The sequence below is a fragment of the Streptomyces malaysiensis subsp. malaysiensis genome, assembly GCF_040653035.1.
Classification (GTDB): Bacteria; Actinomycetota; Actinomycetes; order Streptomycetales; family Streptomycetaceae; genus Streptomyces; species Streptomyces malaysiensis.
In genome coordinates, this window is record NZ_JBEZNG010000026.1 from 16,659 (window position 1) to 30,664 (window position 14,006).

10 protein-coding genes are annotated in these 14,006 nt (G+C 71.4%); 5 read left to right on the forward strand and 5 right to left on the reverse strand.

The window, feature by feature from the left end:
• The first annotated feature begins 308 nt into the window (after positions 1-308).
• Both AB0E24_RS36405 and AB0E24_RS36410 read left to right on the forward strand, forming a co-directional pair.
• A complete protein-coding gene (locus AB0E24_RS36405; RefSeq protein WP_359383686.1) occupies positions 309-1,958 on the forward strand; it encodes a multicopper oxidase family protein in 1,650 nt (549 codons plus the stop codon).
• Between the two features lie 132 nt (positions 1,959-2,090).
• Entirely contained in the window at positions 2,091-3,845 is a 1,755-nt protein-coding gene (locus AB0E24_RS36410; protein ID WP_359383689.1) for an NAD+ synthase, read from the forward strand.
• A gap of 26 nt (positions 3,846-3,871) precedes the next feature.
• Here AB0E24_RS36410 and AB0E24_RS36415 read toward each other — a convergent pair whose 3' ends face one another.
• The 5 genes from AB0E24_RS36415 to AB0E24_RS36435 form a co-directional block, all read right to left on the reverse strand.
• The gene (locus tag AB0E24_RS36415) at positions 3,872-4,651 is read right to left on the reverse strand and encodes an alpha/beta fold hydrolase (protein ID WP_359383691.1); all 780 of its coding nucleotides are present in this window, start codon (positions 4,649-4,651) and stop codon (positions 3,872-3,874) included.
• 1,255 nt (positions 4,652-5,906) lie between these two features.
• Entirely contained in the window at positions 5,907-7,121 is a 1,215-nt protein-coding gene (locus tag AB0E24_RS36420; protein WP_147967350.1) for an MFS transporter, read from the reverse strand.
• 300 nt (positions 7,122-7,421) lie between these two features.
• Positions 7,422-8,450: an endonuclease/exonuclease/phosphatase family protein gene (locus AB0E24_RS36425; RefSeq protein WP_079257357.1), complete on the reverse strand. Its 1,029-nt coding sequence runs from the start codon at positions 8,448-8,450 to the stop codon at positions 7,422-7,424.
• Between the two features lie 176 nt (positions 8,451-8,626).
• Complete coding sequence (locus AB0E24_RS36430) at positions 8,627-9,235, reverse strand: TetR/AcrR family transcriptional regulator (RefSeq protein ID WP_069869260.1); 609 nt, start codon at positions 9,233-9,235, stop codon at positions 8,627-8,629.
• The gene (locus AB0E24_RS36435) at positions 9,232-10,854 is read right to left on the reverse strand and encodes an MFS transporter (protein WP_359383695.1); all 1,623 of its coding nucleotides are present in this window, start codon (positions 10,852-10,854) and stop codon (positions 9,232-9,234) included. Before AB0E24_RS36435 ends, AB0E24_RS36430 begins: the two co-directional genes overlap by 4 nt.
• Before the next feature lie 257 nt (positions 10,855-11,111).
• Here AB0E24_RS36435 and panB point away from each other — a divergent pair, with 257 nt between their 5' ends.
• The 3 genes from panB (at position 11,112) to AB0E24_RS36450 (ending at position 13,945) form a co-directional block, all read left to right on the forward strand.
• Complete coding sequence (gene panB, locus AB0E24_RS36440; RefSeq protein WP_069869258.1) at positions 11,112-11,972, forward strand: 3-methyl-2-oxobutanoate hydroxymethyltransferase; 861 nt, start codon at positions 11,112-11,114, stop codon at positions 11,970-11,972.
• A 138-nt stretch (positions 11,973-12,110) separates the two neighbouring features.
• A complete protein-coding gene (locus tag AB0E24_RS36445; protein WP_079257359.1) occupies positions 12,111-13,124 on the forward strand; it encodes an efflux ABC transporter ATPase subunit, DrrA-related in 1,014 nt (337 codons plus the stop codon).
• Positions 13,121-13,945 (forward strand): ABC transporter permease, encoded by an 825-nt coding sequence (locus tag AB0E24_RS36450; RefSeq protein WP_069869257.1) that lies wholly within the window; start codon positions 13,121-13,123, stop codon positions 13,943-13,945. Before AB0E24_RS36445 ends, AB0E24_RS36450 begins: the two co-directional genes overlap by 4 nt.
• Positions 13,946-14,006: the final 61 nt, after the last annotated feature.

Sequence of the window (14,006 nt, forward strand, 5' to 3'; positions counted from 1 at the left end):
TCACCACGATGTGTGCATCGTACTTTCACCCGGCCGGTCCCGGACCCCGGGCGTTCCGCGCCCTCCGTGGCGCCTGCGGGAGGTCCATACCCCTTGGGGGTAGGCTGCCGATTATCACGATGATCATGCGGTCAGACGATGATCTGAACGGTCAGATGGAGGCGGCGGTGCATCGAGGCCCCTCACCCCACAGCCGATCGCTGATGCGGCGCATATAGCGGCGCGTCGGCCGCCCGCCCTCCCGGCGGGTCGGTGGACGCGCCGACCCCTCACGCATCCGGCACACATCAGCATTGGGGTACTGACTCATGCACGAAAAGACTCGCCGTGCCGTGCTCGGCACGGGCATCGCCGCCGCGGGCAGCGGTCTGCTCACCGCCTGCGGTTCCCCCGGCCCCCGCCCCCACGCCGGGGGCCACGGCGGCGTGGACGGCGACGCGACGGGCGCCCCCGCCAGGGCCGGGGCGCCCGCGGACGACGTCCCGGCGGAGTATGTCTCCCCTCACGGCCCGGAGGTCGCCGCGGTCGAGCAGCGGCGGGGCCCCGGGCCGGTGCGGGAGTTCCGGCTGACCGCCACCGCGACCACCCTGGACATCGGCGCCCGCAAGGTGGCCTCCTGGGCGTACGAGGATCAGGTGCCGGGCCGGGAGATCCGGGTGACCGCGGGCGACACCATCGCGCTCACCCTCGCCAACAACCTGCCGCAGTCCACCACGCTGCACTGGCACGGCATCCGGCTGCGCAACGACATGGACGGCGTGCCGGGGGTGACCCAGCGGGCGATCAAGACCGGCGCCGCCTTCGACTACCGCTTCACCGCGTTCTACCCGGGCACGTACTGGATCCATCCGCACTCGGGCGTCCAGCTGGACCGGGGGCTGTACGCACCGTTGATCGTGGAGGACCCGAAGGAGCCGCTGACGTACGACAAGGAGTGGGTCGTCGTCCTCGACGACTGGCTCGACGGGGTGGGCGGCCGCACCCCGGACAAGGTGTTCGAGCGGCTGGGCGGCGGCAAGAGCGGCCACTCCATGGAGGGCATGGGGGGCGGGGGCAAGCCCGGCGCCAAGGCCGAAGGCGGGGCGAAGAGCACGGCCAAGGGCGGCGCGAAGGGCACCGGGGTCCGGGCCACGGCACGGCGGAAGGCCGCCCCCTCGGAGAGCGGGCCGCTGGGCGGCCACGCGGGCGATGTCACCTACCCGTACTACCTGGTCAACGGGCGCAGCCCGGAGTCCCCGCAGGTCTTCCGCGCCAAGCGCGGCGACCGGGTCCGCATCCGCATCATCAACGCGGGCGGCGACACCGCCTTCCGGGTGGCCCTCGGCGGCCACCGGATGACCGTCACCCACACCGACGGCTACCCCGTCGTACCGGCCAGGACCGACGCGCTGCTGCTGGGCATGGGCGAGCGCTACGACGTGCTGGTCACCGTCAAGGACGGGGTCTTCCCGCTCGCCGTCATCGCCGAGGGCAAGGGGCGGTCCGCGATGGCGGTGCTGCGCACCCGCGGCAAGAACCCCGTGAAGTTCCCGCGCCCCAAGGAGCTGGACGGCGAGCTGCTCACCGCGGACCGGCTGAAGGCGGCGGAGGAGGTACGGCTGACGCCCAAGGAGCCCGACCGCATCATCCGGATGCGGCTCACCGGCTCGATGCGGCGGTGGGACTGGGCGATCAACGACCGGCCGTACGACCCCTCGCAGCGCTATCCGGTGCGCGCCGGTGAGCGGGTGCGGATCTCCTTCATCAACGGCACCGACATGTGGCATCCGGTGCATCTGCACGGCCACACCTTCGCGCTGCCCGACGACGGCCCCCGTAAGGACACCACGATCCTGCTGCCGCACCACAAGGTGGACGTGGACCTCGACGCCGACAACCCGGGGCTGTGGATGGTCCACTGCCACAACGTCTACCACTCGGAGTCCGGGATGATGACCATCCTCGGCTACCAGAAGTAGCCGCTTGCGGCGGAACCGGCCCGGCCCCGGAGCCGCGGGGGCCGGGCGGAGGCGGGCCCCGGCCCCCGTCCGGCGGCGTGAGATGAGAGACACCCCCGGCTATCGCGTCAGACAGACGATTACACTGGGCGCGTGCCTCAACTTCGCCTCGCTCTGAACCAGATCGACTCGACCGTCGGAGACCTCGACGGCAACACCGAGTCGATACTCCACTGGACCCGGCACTCCGCCGAGCAGGGTGCCCATCTGGTGGCGTTCCCCGAAATGGTGCTGACCGGCTACCCCGTCGAGGACCTGGCGCTGCGCTCGTCCTTCGTCGAGGCGTCGCGCGCCGCGCTGCGCTCGCTCGCCGAGCGGCTGGACGCCGAGGGGCTGGGCGAGGTGCCGGTGGTCGTCGGCTATCTCGACCGCAGTGAGGGCGCCCGGCGGTACGGCCAGCCGGCCGGCTCACCGCAGAACGCGGGCGCCGTACTGCACCGGGGCGCCATCGCCCTGACCTTCGCCAAGCACCATCTGCCGAACTACGGCGTCTTCGACGAGTTCCGCTACTTCGTGCCCGGCGACACCCTGCCCATGGTCCGCGTCCACGGCGTGGACGTGGCCCTTGCCATCTGCGAGGACCTGTGGCAGGACGGCGGCCGGGTGCCGGCCAGCCGCTCGGCGGGGGCCGGGCTGCTGCTGTCGATCAACGCCTCGCCGTACGAGCGGGAGAAGGACGACACCCGGCTGGACCTGGTGCGCAAGCGGGCCCAGGAGGCGGGCTGCACCACCGCGTACCTGGCGATGATCGGCGGCCAGGACGAGCTGGTCTTCGACGGCGACTCGATCGTCGTGGACCGCGCCGGCGAAGTCATCGCCCGCGCCCCGCAGTTCGCGGAGGGCTGTGTGCTGCTCGACCTCGAACTGCCCGCCGCCGACCCGGACTCCGTCCCCGAGGGGGTCGTGGACGACGGGCTGCGCATCGACCATGTGACCCTCTCCGCCGACCCGCTGCCCGGTTACGAGCCGGAGCTCGCGGGCGGCGAGGCCGAGCGGCTCGGGGACGACGAGGAGATCTACACGGCGCTGGTCGTGGGGCTGCGGGCCTATGTGGCCAAGAACGGCTTCCGCAGTGTGCTGATCGGGCTCTCCGGCGGGATCGACTCCTCGCTCGTCGCCGCCATCGCCTGTGACGCGGTCGGCGCGCAGAACGTGTACGGCGTCGCCATGCCCTCGCGCTACTCCTCCGAGCACTCGATCGCCGACGCCGCCGAGCTGGCGCGGCGCACCGGGCTCAACTTCCGCACGGTCTCGATCGCCCCGATGTTCGACGCCTATATGGGGTCCCTGGGGCTCACCGGGCTGGCCGAGGAGAACCTCCAGTCGCGGCTGCGCGGCACGATGCTGATGGCGATCTCCAACCAGGAGGGCCATATCGTCCTCGCCCCGGGCAACAAGTCCGAGCTGGCCTGCGGCTACTCCACGCTCTACGGGGATTCGGTCGGCGCGTACGGCCCGATCAAGGACGTCTACAAGACCTCCATCTTCCGGCTGTCGAAATGGCGCAACCGCGCGGCGGAAGAGCGGGGCCAGACCCCGCCCATCCCCGAGAACTCGATCTCCAAGCCGCCGAGCGCCGAGCTGCGTCCCGGCCAGGTCGACACCGACTCGCTCCCCGACTACGACATCCTCGACCGGATCCTGGAGCTGTACGTCGACCGTGACCAGGGGCGCGCGGAGATCGTCGCGGCGGGGTACGACGATGCGCTGGTGACCCGGATCCTGCGGCTCGTGGACACCGCGGAGTACAAGCGCCGGCAGTACCCGCCGGGCACGAAGATCTCCGCGAAGGGCTTCGGCAAGGACCGCCGGCTGCCCATCACCAACCGCTGGCGGGAGCACGACTGAGCCTGTCGGCGGGGCGCCCGTGAGGGTTACGCCTGGGCGTCCAGGAACGCCCTGATCAGCCCCAGCCACTCACCGGGCGCCTCCGCGAACGGCAGATGGCCGGACGCCAGCTCGGCGAAGCGCGCCCCGGGGATCCCGTCGGCGACCTGGCGGTGGTGGTACGGCGTGGCCATCGTGTCCAGCGCCGTGGAGATCACCAGCGTGGGCACCCGGATCCGGCCCAGGTCCTCGCGGACGTCGACCCGGTCGACCAGTTCGACCTGGTCGACCGCGCCGGGCGGTATGGAGTCGCGGGCGTACGCGATCAGCGTGGCGAGCTCCTCGGGCGTCATCCGGTCCAGATAGGGCGCGCCCGCGGCGACGAGGGTGGTCCAGCGGGCGGCCGCCTCCTGGTCGCCCGAGCGGAGCAGCCGCAGCCAGTCCTCCACCAGGAGCCGCATGCGGGCGCTGGGGTGGGCGAAGGTCGCGGTCAGCACGAGGGCGGTGACCCGCTCCGGATGGCGGGTGGCGGCGCGCAGGGCGACCGGGCCGCCGAGCGAGTACCCGGCGATGGCGAAGGTCTCCAGGCCCTCCTCGACGGCCGTGGCCACCAACTGGTCGGCGAGGGTGTCGAGGTCCAACGGCCCGTTGGCGCGCGGGGTGCGGCCGGAGCCGGGGTAGTCGGGGCCGACCACGCGACGGCGCTCGGCGAGGCCGTCCAGGATCGGACCGTAGTTTCCCTCGATGGAGCCGGTCCCGCCATGGGCGAGCAACAGCCCGGGGCCGCTGCCCCGGACGACGCGGGCCAGGGGTGAGGTGCTGGTCATCAGGTGGTGCCCTTCGTCTCGCGGCTGATGACGGGGACGCTAAAGCCTCACATCGGTGTCAAAGTCAAGCCCACCAGATCCAAAACACCCGGGCAACGCCACGAACGCGCCCCAAAGGGGCGCGGGGCTGCGTCAATGCTCGGCTCCACCACGCGGGCGCGACCCAGGGCGCCCCGAAGCTGAGCCAATATGCGGCTCCCCCGCACGGACGCGACCCAAGGCACCCCGAAGCGGCGCAAGGCTGACCCAACATGCGGCTCCCCCGCGCGGGCGCAACCAGCCACGACGACGCCGCGGACGACCGACGACAGCTCGGGGGCGCCCCGAAGGGGCGCGGGGAACTGCGCGACCAGCCACGACGGCGCCGCAGACGATCCATCAACCCCAGAGCACCTCCAGCGGAACGCTCAGGGGGTGTCCGACGGGTCGTGACGCCTGCGGCGGGCTGTCCCCTCCCCGCCCCTTCCCGAAACTGGGGCTCCGCCCCAGCCCCCGAACCAGGGCTCCGCCCCGGACCCCGTTACCAGGGGCTCCGCCCCTGGGCCCCTGGCCCCGGGACCCAGGACCCGGAGGCGCGGAGTGGCAGAGTCCCAGGGCCTCAGGGGTCCCGGGGTCTCGGAATCCCGGAGGCGCGCGGTCCCGACGTGCCAGAGCCCCGACCCAGGTCCCGAGAGCCCCGACTCAGGGTCCCGACGTTCCCGGAGCCCCAGGGCCCCGGAGACGCGGAAGCGCGGACGCGCAGGGTCCCGGCGCTCCGGAGCCCCGGAGCCCCGGAGCCCCGACTCAAGGTCCCGGCATCCCGGAGCCCCAGGGCCCCGGAGACGCAGACGCGCGGAGTGGCAGAGGCGCGGAGGCGCAGGGCCTCTGGGTCCCGGGGTCTCGGAGTCCCAGCGCCCCGGAGCCCCGACCCGGAATCCGAGAGCCCCGACTCAGGGTCCCGGAACCCCAGGGTCCTGGGGGCACGGAAGCGCGGAGTCGCAGGGTTCCGGAGCCCCGACCCAGGTTCCCGGAGTCCCGGCCCGAAGTCCCTACCCAGAGCCGAGACCCGGGGTTTCAGAGCCCCGACCCGAAATCCCGACGCTGAGCCCCGCCCCGGGGGCCCGGAGCCCCAACCCGAAGTCCCGGACCGGGGGGCCGGAGCCCCGGGGCCCGGGTCGGGACCCCCGGCCCCCCGGGGCCCAGGGGTCCCAGGGGCGGAGCCCCTGGTAGTGGGAAGGGGCGGGGAGGGGAAAGAGCCGCCGGAGCCCCCCGTAGCTCACCCCACCTCAGACAACCGCCGCACACCCTCACCACTCGCACCACTCGCGACAACCCGCGAACCCCCCACCGGCGCCCGGTCGCTCACGCCCGCGATCAGCGCGATCGCAAGCCCGATCACCGCGAGCACCGCGCCGACCAGCGTCGGGGAGGTCCAGCCCCAGCCCGCCGCGATGGCGGCGCCGCCGAGCCACGCGCCGCCGGCGTTGGCGAGGTTGAAGGCGGAGTGGTTGGAGGCGGAGGCCAGCGTCGGGGCGTGCTGGGCCTTGTTCATCACCAGCATCTGGAGCGGGGTCGTGGTCATGAAGCCGACCGCGCCCAGCACCACGACCGATACCAGCGCCGCCCACTTCACATGCACCGTGAAGTCGAAGAGCACGAGCACGACGGCCAGGGCCGCCAGCGAACCGTAGAGCGTCGGCCGCAGCGCCCGGTCGGTCAGCGGACCGGCGACCAGGGCGCCCAGCGTCATGCCGATGCCGAACAGCGCGAGCACCAGCGTGACCGTCGATTCACCGAACCCGGTGACCTCGGTCATCATCGAGGCGAGGTAGCTGTAGACGGCGAAGACGCCGGCGAAGCCGAAGACCGCGGTGAGCAGCCCCAGCAGCACCTGCCGGTCGCGCAGCGCGCCGAGTTCCTGGCGCAGCCCGCCGTGCTGCTCCAGGGAGACCCGCGGAACGAGCCGGGCGAGCGCGGCCATGGCGACGACGCCGATCGCGGAGACGACCAGGAAGGTCGCGCGCCAGCCGAGGTTCTGGCCGAGCAGGGTGGCGACGGGGACGCCCACGATGTTGGCGATCGTCAGCCCGAGGAACATGGTGGCGACCGCGCGGGCCCGCCGGTCCTCGCTCACCAGCCGCGCGGCGACCACCGCGCCGACGCCGAAGAACGCACCGTGCGGCAGCCCGGCCAGCACCCGGCCCGCGATCAGCAGTCCGAAGCTGGGGGCGAAGGCGGAGGCGAGGTTGCCCACCGTGAAGAGCGCCATGAGCAACACGAGCATCCGCTTGCGCGGGATACGGGAACCGAGGGCGGTCAGCAGCGGAGCGCCCACCACGACTCCGATGGCGTATGCGGAGACGAGGTACCCGGCCGTGGGCACCGAGGTGCCCAGATCGTTCGCGACATTGGGCAGCAGCCCCATCATCACGAATTCGGTAGTACCAATGCCGAAGGCGCTCACAGCAAGGGCGAGCAGGGCCAGGGGCATGAGAGACCTTTCAAACGAAGGAGAAACGCGCAAGGATGCATATGTTCTCTAGCTGAACAAAGTCTCTCACGCCGAATGTTCCCAAGGAGATCCCCAAGGTGAACGGGACGTAAGATCTCGCCGGGCGCCCCGTGAGCTCTGTCACCCCAGCCCCGCGGGCTCCGTCACCTCAGACCCGCGGGCCCTGTCACCTCAGGCCCGTGGGCCCTGTCACCTCAGGCCCGTGGGCCCTGTCACCTCAGCCCCGTGAGCTCCGTCACCTCAGCCCCGCGAGCTCCGTCCACTTCACGCGGCGCGACCTCAGTAGTCGACCGACGCCGCCAGCGGAAGGTGGTCGCTGCCGGTCCTGGGCAGGGCCCACGCCGAGACCGGGTCCACCCCGCGCACCATAATCTGGTCGATCCGCGCCATCGGGAACGAGGCGGGCCAGCTGAAGCCGAAGCCGTCGCCCGCCGCGCCCTGGGCGGACCGCATCTGTGAGGTGACGGGCGCGAGCGCCCGGTCGTTCATCGTGCCGTTCAGATCGCCGAGCAGGATCACCTTGCGGAGCGGCTCCCGGGCGATGGCCTGGCCCAGCGCCTCCGCGCTGGCGTCGCGCTGCCCTGCGGTGAAGCCCGCGTTGAACTTCACCCGCACCGAGGGCAGATGCGCCACATAGACGCCGACCTCACCGCGCGGGGTGGCGACGGCGGTGCGCAGCGCCCGCGTCCAGCCCAGCTTGATGTCCACCGGCTTGGTGCCGGACAGCGGGTACTTGCTCCACAGCCCCACCGTGCCCTGCACGGTGTGATAGCGGTAGGTGCCCGCCAGGGCCCGCTCGTACGTCGGCACGGCCGCGCTGGTCAGCTCCTCGAGCGCCACCACATCGGCGCCCGAGGCGGCCACGTCCTTCGCGGTGCCGGTCGGATCGCCGTTCTCCGCGTTGACGTTGTGGGTGACCACCGTCAGTTCACCGCCGCCGCTGCCGGACTTGTCGAAGAACATCAGCCCGCCGAAGAGGTTCAGCCAGACGGCGACGGGCAGCACCAGCGCCAGCACGGCGCTCGCCGACCGCCGTACCACAGCGAGCACCAGCAGCACCGGGAGGAACAGGCCCAGCCACGGCAGGAAGGTCTCCAGCAGGGAGCCGAGGTTGCCCACGCGGTTGGGGATATCCGCGTGGAAGATCATGACCAGCGCGAGCAGGATCGCGATCGCCGCCAGCACCAGTCCGCGCCGCCAGATGCCGCGATCGTCCCGGAGCCGATCGAGCAGGCGGCCGATCCGGGAGTCCGATCGCCGGGGCGCGTCCCCGAGCTGTCCCGGCTCCTGCGTGTACGCCTGCGTCATTCGCTGTCCCTCACTGCCTCAACTGCCGCGCCTTGGGCTACGACCCTAGGTGATGACCAGGGCTTTTCCCGACGCCCCCGGTGGGGTGCTCCCCGTCGGAGGACGTAGGGGCGACGGCCCGGAGTTCCACCTCCCGACCCGGGAGGGCGTGTTGTGACACAACGGGCACAAACCGCTCAGCGGCGTGGGGAAACCCCTTCGAGGACGGTGTCGACGATCCGTTCGGCAAGCCCGTCGGGCAACTCCCGCCACTCGTGCAGCATGGCGCGCGTGAGCATCGGACCGGTGAAGAGGTCGGCGAGCAGTTCCAGATCCACATCGGCGCGGATCTCGCCGCTCTCCCGCCCCCGCCGCAGCACGGCGCGCAGGCAGGCGCGGCGGGCCGCTATCACGTTCTCGTCGTAGGCCCGCCACAACTCCTTGTGGGCGTGCATCTGCGTGATGACGCTGCGCAACAGGGCGGAGTTGCGCTTGGCGAGCCCGCGCCGGCGCATGAACTCCAGGATGGTGACGAGGTCGTCGCGCACCGAGACCCCGGCCGGCTCGGGGCTGGGCTCCTCCAGGGAGCGCAGCACATCGAGCATCAGCGCCTCCTTGCCGGGCCAGCGGCGGTACACGGTGGCCTTGCCGACGCCCGCCTCGCGGGCGATCCCCTCGATCGAGAGCCCGCCGAGCGAGGCGCCCTCCTCCAGCAGCCGCAGCGCGGCCTCGATGATCGCGGCGTCGGTGGCGGGGCTGCGGGGGCGGCCGCGGAGCCTGGGCGCGGAGCTCTCCGGTGCGGTCATCGGTGGGCCGACGCCTCCTCCCGCGACCGCGGCCGCCCGTCGTCGGGGGCCTGGCCGGAGGCGCCCTTGCCGGGCAGGAAGGCCAGCACGACCAGCGCGCCGAGGACCGCGACGCCCGCCGAGCCGAGGGCGGTGATGTGCATGGCGTGGACGAAGGCGTCCTGCGCGGGGCCCACCAGCGCCTGGCCCTTGGGCCCCAGCTTCTCGGCGACCCCCAGGGTGGCCTCGACGGACTCGCCCGCCGAGCGCCGTACGGAGTCGGGCAGGCCGGGCACGGCGGCGAGGGTGTCCCGGATGCCGTCGCGGTAGACGGCGGAGAGCACCGAGCCGAGCACGGCGACCCCGAGCGCGCCGCCGACCTGCCGGAAGGTGTTGTTGAGCGCCGAGCCGGAGCCGGCCTTCTGGCGTGGCAGCGCCTGCATGATCGCGGTGGTCACCGGCGGCATGATATGCGCCATTCCGGCGCCCTGGCAGAAGAACAGCACCTCGAGCACGATGATCGGGGTGTCCACGCCCAGCAGCAGGAACCCCGACATGGTGGCGGCCACCAGCAGCATGCCGCAGGTGCACACCGCACGGGCGCCGAACCGCTCGACGACCAGCCGGGCGCGCGGTGCGAAGATCAGCTGCGCCACGGCCAACGGCAGGATCAGCAGCCCGGATTGGAGCGCGCTGTAGCCGCGCACGCTCTGGGTGTAGAAGACCATGAAGAAGGTCACGCCCATGAGGGCGAAGAAGACCAGGGCGACGGCGGCGATGGCGGCGGAGAAGGCGGGGTTGCGGAAGTAGCCGACATCGATGGCCGGGTGGTCGCTGCGCTTCTCGTGCAGTACGAACAGGGCCAGGACGGCGAGTCCGCCGCCGATGGAGGCCAGCACCTGGGCGTCGGTGAAGTCGGCCAGCTGGCCGCCCTTGATGATGCCGTAGACCAGCAGAACGAGCCCGACGACGGACAGCAGCACGCCCAGCGGGTCCACCCGGCCGGGCGCGGGGTCCCTCGAATCGGGCACGAGCATCACCATCGCGATCAGCCCGACGATCACGACCGGCACATTGACGAAGAAGACCGAACCCCACCAGAAGTGCTCGAGCAGCAGTCCACCGGTGATCGGGCCGATGGCGATGGCCAGCCCCACCGCGGCGACCCAGATGCCGATCGCCTTGGCCTGCTCCTCGCGTTCGAAGACATTGACCAGGATGGCGAGGGTCGCGGGCATCACGAAGGCGGCGCCGAGGCCCATGAGCGCCCGGAAGCCGATGAGTTCACCCGGCGAACCGGAGAAGGCGGCGAGCACCGAGCCCATGCCGAACACCGCCATCCCGCCGAGCAGGACCTTCTTACGGCCGATCCGGTCGCCGAGGATCCCCGCGGTGAACAGCAGCCCGGCGAAGACCAGCGTGTAGGAGTTGATCGCCCACTCGAGCTGGCTCTGGGTGGCACCGAGCCCGGTGGGCTTGGGCGAGGCGATGGTCTTCATCGCCACGTTGAGTATGGAGTTGTCGAGGACGACGACCAGGACGCTGAACATCAGGACGACGAGGATCGCCCAGCGTCTGCGGTGGATCTCCGCGGGGACTCCGGACCCGTCCGGGGCGCCCTGGGTGGTGGAGGTTGCCATGCCGCCCAGGCTAAGCAAAATACGATACGAGACCGTATCGTATTGGAAAATCTTTGCGAGGGTTTGAGGCGACGGGCCGGAGAAGGGCGCGGCATGGCGGAGGACCACGCCGAGGCGGAAGGCCGCGCGAAAAGGTGGTCAAGACCACCGCCCGGGGCATCCGGGCCCACTTTCGCCCCGGCAGGAGCCGTGCCAGCATGGGATTGGTCCGGGGACGCCGTCAGGGCGCCTCGAGATGATGAACAGGAGCCGTAGCGATGACGCACGTCAATCCTGCGCAAAAGCAGTCCGAGAAGGCGCTCTACGGGGGTACGGGCTCCCGCCGCATCACCGTCCGTGACATCGCGGCCGCCAAGGGGCGCGCCGAGAAGTGGCCGATGCTCACCGCCTACGACGCGATGACCGCGTCCGTCTTCGACCAGGCGGGCATCCCCGTGCTGCTGGTCGGCGACTCGATGGGCAACTGCCACCTGGGCTACGAATCCACCGTGCCCGTCACCATGGACGAGATCGCGCTGCTCTCCGCCGCCGTGGTCCGCGGCACCCGGCGCGCCCTCGTCGTCGGCGATCTGCCCTTCGGCTCGTACCAGGAGGGCCCCGTCCAGGCCCTGCGCAACGCCACCCGCCTGGTCAAGGAGGCGGGCGTGGGCGCCGTGAAGCTGGAGGGCGGGGAGCGCTCCGCCCATCAGATCGAGCTGCTGGTCCAGTCCGGCATCCCGGTCATGGCGCATGTCGGCCTCACCCCGCAGTCCGTCAACGCCTACGGGGGCTACCCCGTCCAGGGGCGTGGCGAGGAGGCGGCCCAGCAGCTGCTGCGGGACGCCAAGGCGGTCCAGGACGCGGGCGCCTTCGCGGTGGTCCTGGAGCTGGTCCCGGCCGAGCTGGCCGCCGAGGTGACCCGCTCGCTGCACATCCCCACCATCGGCATCGGCGCCGGTCCCGACTGCGACGGCCAGGTCCTGGTGTGGACGGACATGGCGGGCATGACCGACGGCCGGGTGCCGCGCTTCGTCAAGCAGTACGCACAGCTGCGCCAGAGCCTGGGCGACGCGGCGCGGGCCTTCGCGGAGGACGTCGTCGGCGGGGCGTACCCGGCCGAGGAGCACTCCTTCCACTAGCCACCACGAGTAGCCGCCAGGCACCACTGGGCGACACGAGCCACTGCGGTACAACGGCAGCCCGCCGATCTTCCCCCGTCGGCGGGCTGTCTGCCGCTTGTCGGTGGTCTGTCGGTGGCGGCTGTCATCGTGTACCGCATGACGCGACGGGAACACAGGATCAGAGACGGCAACGCCGTCGAAGTACGGGGGCTGGTCAAGCACTTCGGCGACACCAAGGCCGTCGACGGAGTGGACCTGGACGTGCCGGAGGGCACCGTCCTGGGTGTGCTGGGCCCCAATGGCGCGGGGAAGACGACGCTTGTCCGCTGTCTGTCCACCCTGCTGGTGCCGGACGCCGGCACCGCGGTGGTGGCCGGGTACGACGTGGTGCGCCAGCCCCGGCAGCTGCGCCGCACCATCGGGCTGACCGGGCAGTACGCCTCGGTCGACGAGAAGCTCCCCGGCTGGGAGAACCTCTACATGATCGGGCGGCTGCTCGATCTCTCCCGCAGGGAGGCCCGTGCGCGGGCGGACGCCATGCTGGAGCGGTTCTCGCTCACGGAGGCCGGCAAGCGGCGGGTGCGCACCTACTCCGGCGGTATGCGCCGCCGGCTCGACCTGGCCGCGTCCATGATCGGCCGGCCCTCGGTGCTCTATCTGGACGAGCCGACCACCGGTCTGGACCCGCACTCCCGCAACGAGGTGTGGAACGAGGTCAGACGGATGGTCGCCGATGGCGCCACCGTGCTGCTGACCACGCAGTACATGGAGGAGGCCGAGCAGCTCGCCAACCATCTGACGGTGATCGACCGGGGCAGGGTCATCGCCGACGGCAGGGTGAACGAGCTCAAGGCCAAGATCGGCGGCCGCACCCTCCAGATCCGCCCGTCCGACCCCGGTGAGCTGCACCGTATGGTCGGCGCCATCACCCAGGCGGGGCTCGAGGGCATCGGCGGCGCGACCGCCGACGTCGAGGGGGGCCTGGTCAATGTGCCCATCGCCAGCGATGAGCAGCTGACCGCCCTGATCGGGCTGCTCGGTCAGCGCGGCTTCGCGATCGCCGGGATCGACACCCATCTGCCCAGCCTGGACGAGGTCTTCCTGGCCATCACCGGCCGGATGTCGTCCACCCCGCAGGACTACAAGACGCTGGAAGAGGTCCCCGCGTGAGTACGGCAACGATGACCGCGCCCATGCGGGGGAAGAGCGACGGCCGGATCGGCCCGCGCGCCAATCTGCGCCACATCGGCGCACTGGTGCGGCGCAACGCCATGCAGATCAGGTACGAACCGTTCGCGATGTTCGACGCCCTGGCGATGCCGATCGTCTTCGCGCTGCTGTTCACCTACGTCTTCGGCGGCGCGATGACGGGCGGCAACCGGTCGGAGTACGTCAACTACTTCATCCCCGGTCTGATGGCGATGGGCGGGCTCAACATCGCGATGTCGATCGGCATCGGCGTCAATGACGACTTCAGCAAGGGCGTCATGGACCGCTTCCGCACCATGCCGATCGCCCGCTCCTCGGTGCTGATCGCCAAGCTGATCGTGGAGAGCGGCCGGATGCTGGTGTCCACCCTCATCCTGCTGATCATGGGCTTCACCATGGGCTTCGAGCTCGAGACCGGACCCGTGGAGCTGTTGGCCGCGGTGGCGCTGTCCGTGCTCTTCGGATCCTCGCTGACCTGGATCTTCATGCTGCTGGGGATGTCGATGCCCACCCCGCAGGCGGTCAGCGGTATGGGCTTCCTGGTGATGATGCCGCTCCAGTTCGGCTCGTCCATCTTCGCCCCGACCGCCACCATGCCGGACTGGCTGCGGGCCTTCACCGAGTACAACCCGCTGTCCCGGCTCGCGGACGCCGCACGGGCGCTGACCAGCGGCCATGGCGCGGTGGCCGAGCCGGTGATGGTGACCCTGGGCTGGGCGGTGGCCCTCACGGTGGTCGTGGCGCCGCTCGCGGTGCGCAGGTTCCGCAACAAGACGAGCTGACGGTCCACGGTTTCGCCCGACCGGCCGGGCGCGTCCTACGGGGGGCGCGCCCGGCCGGTCG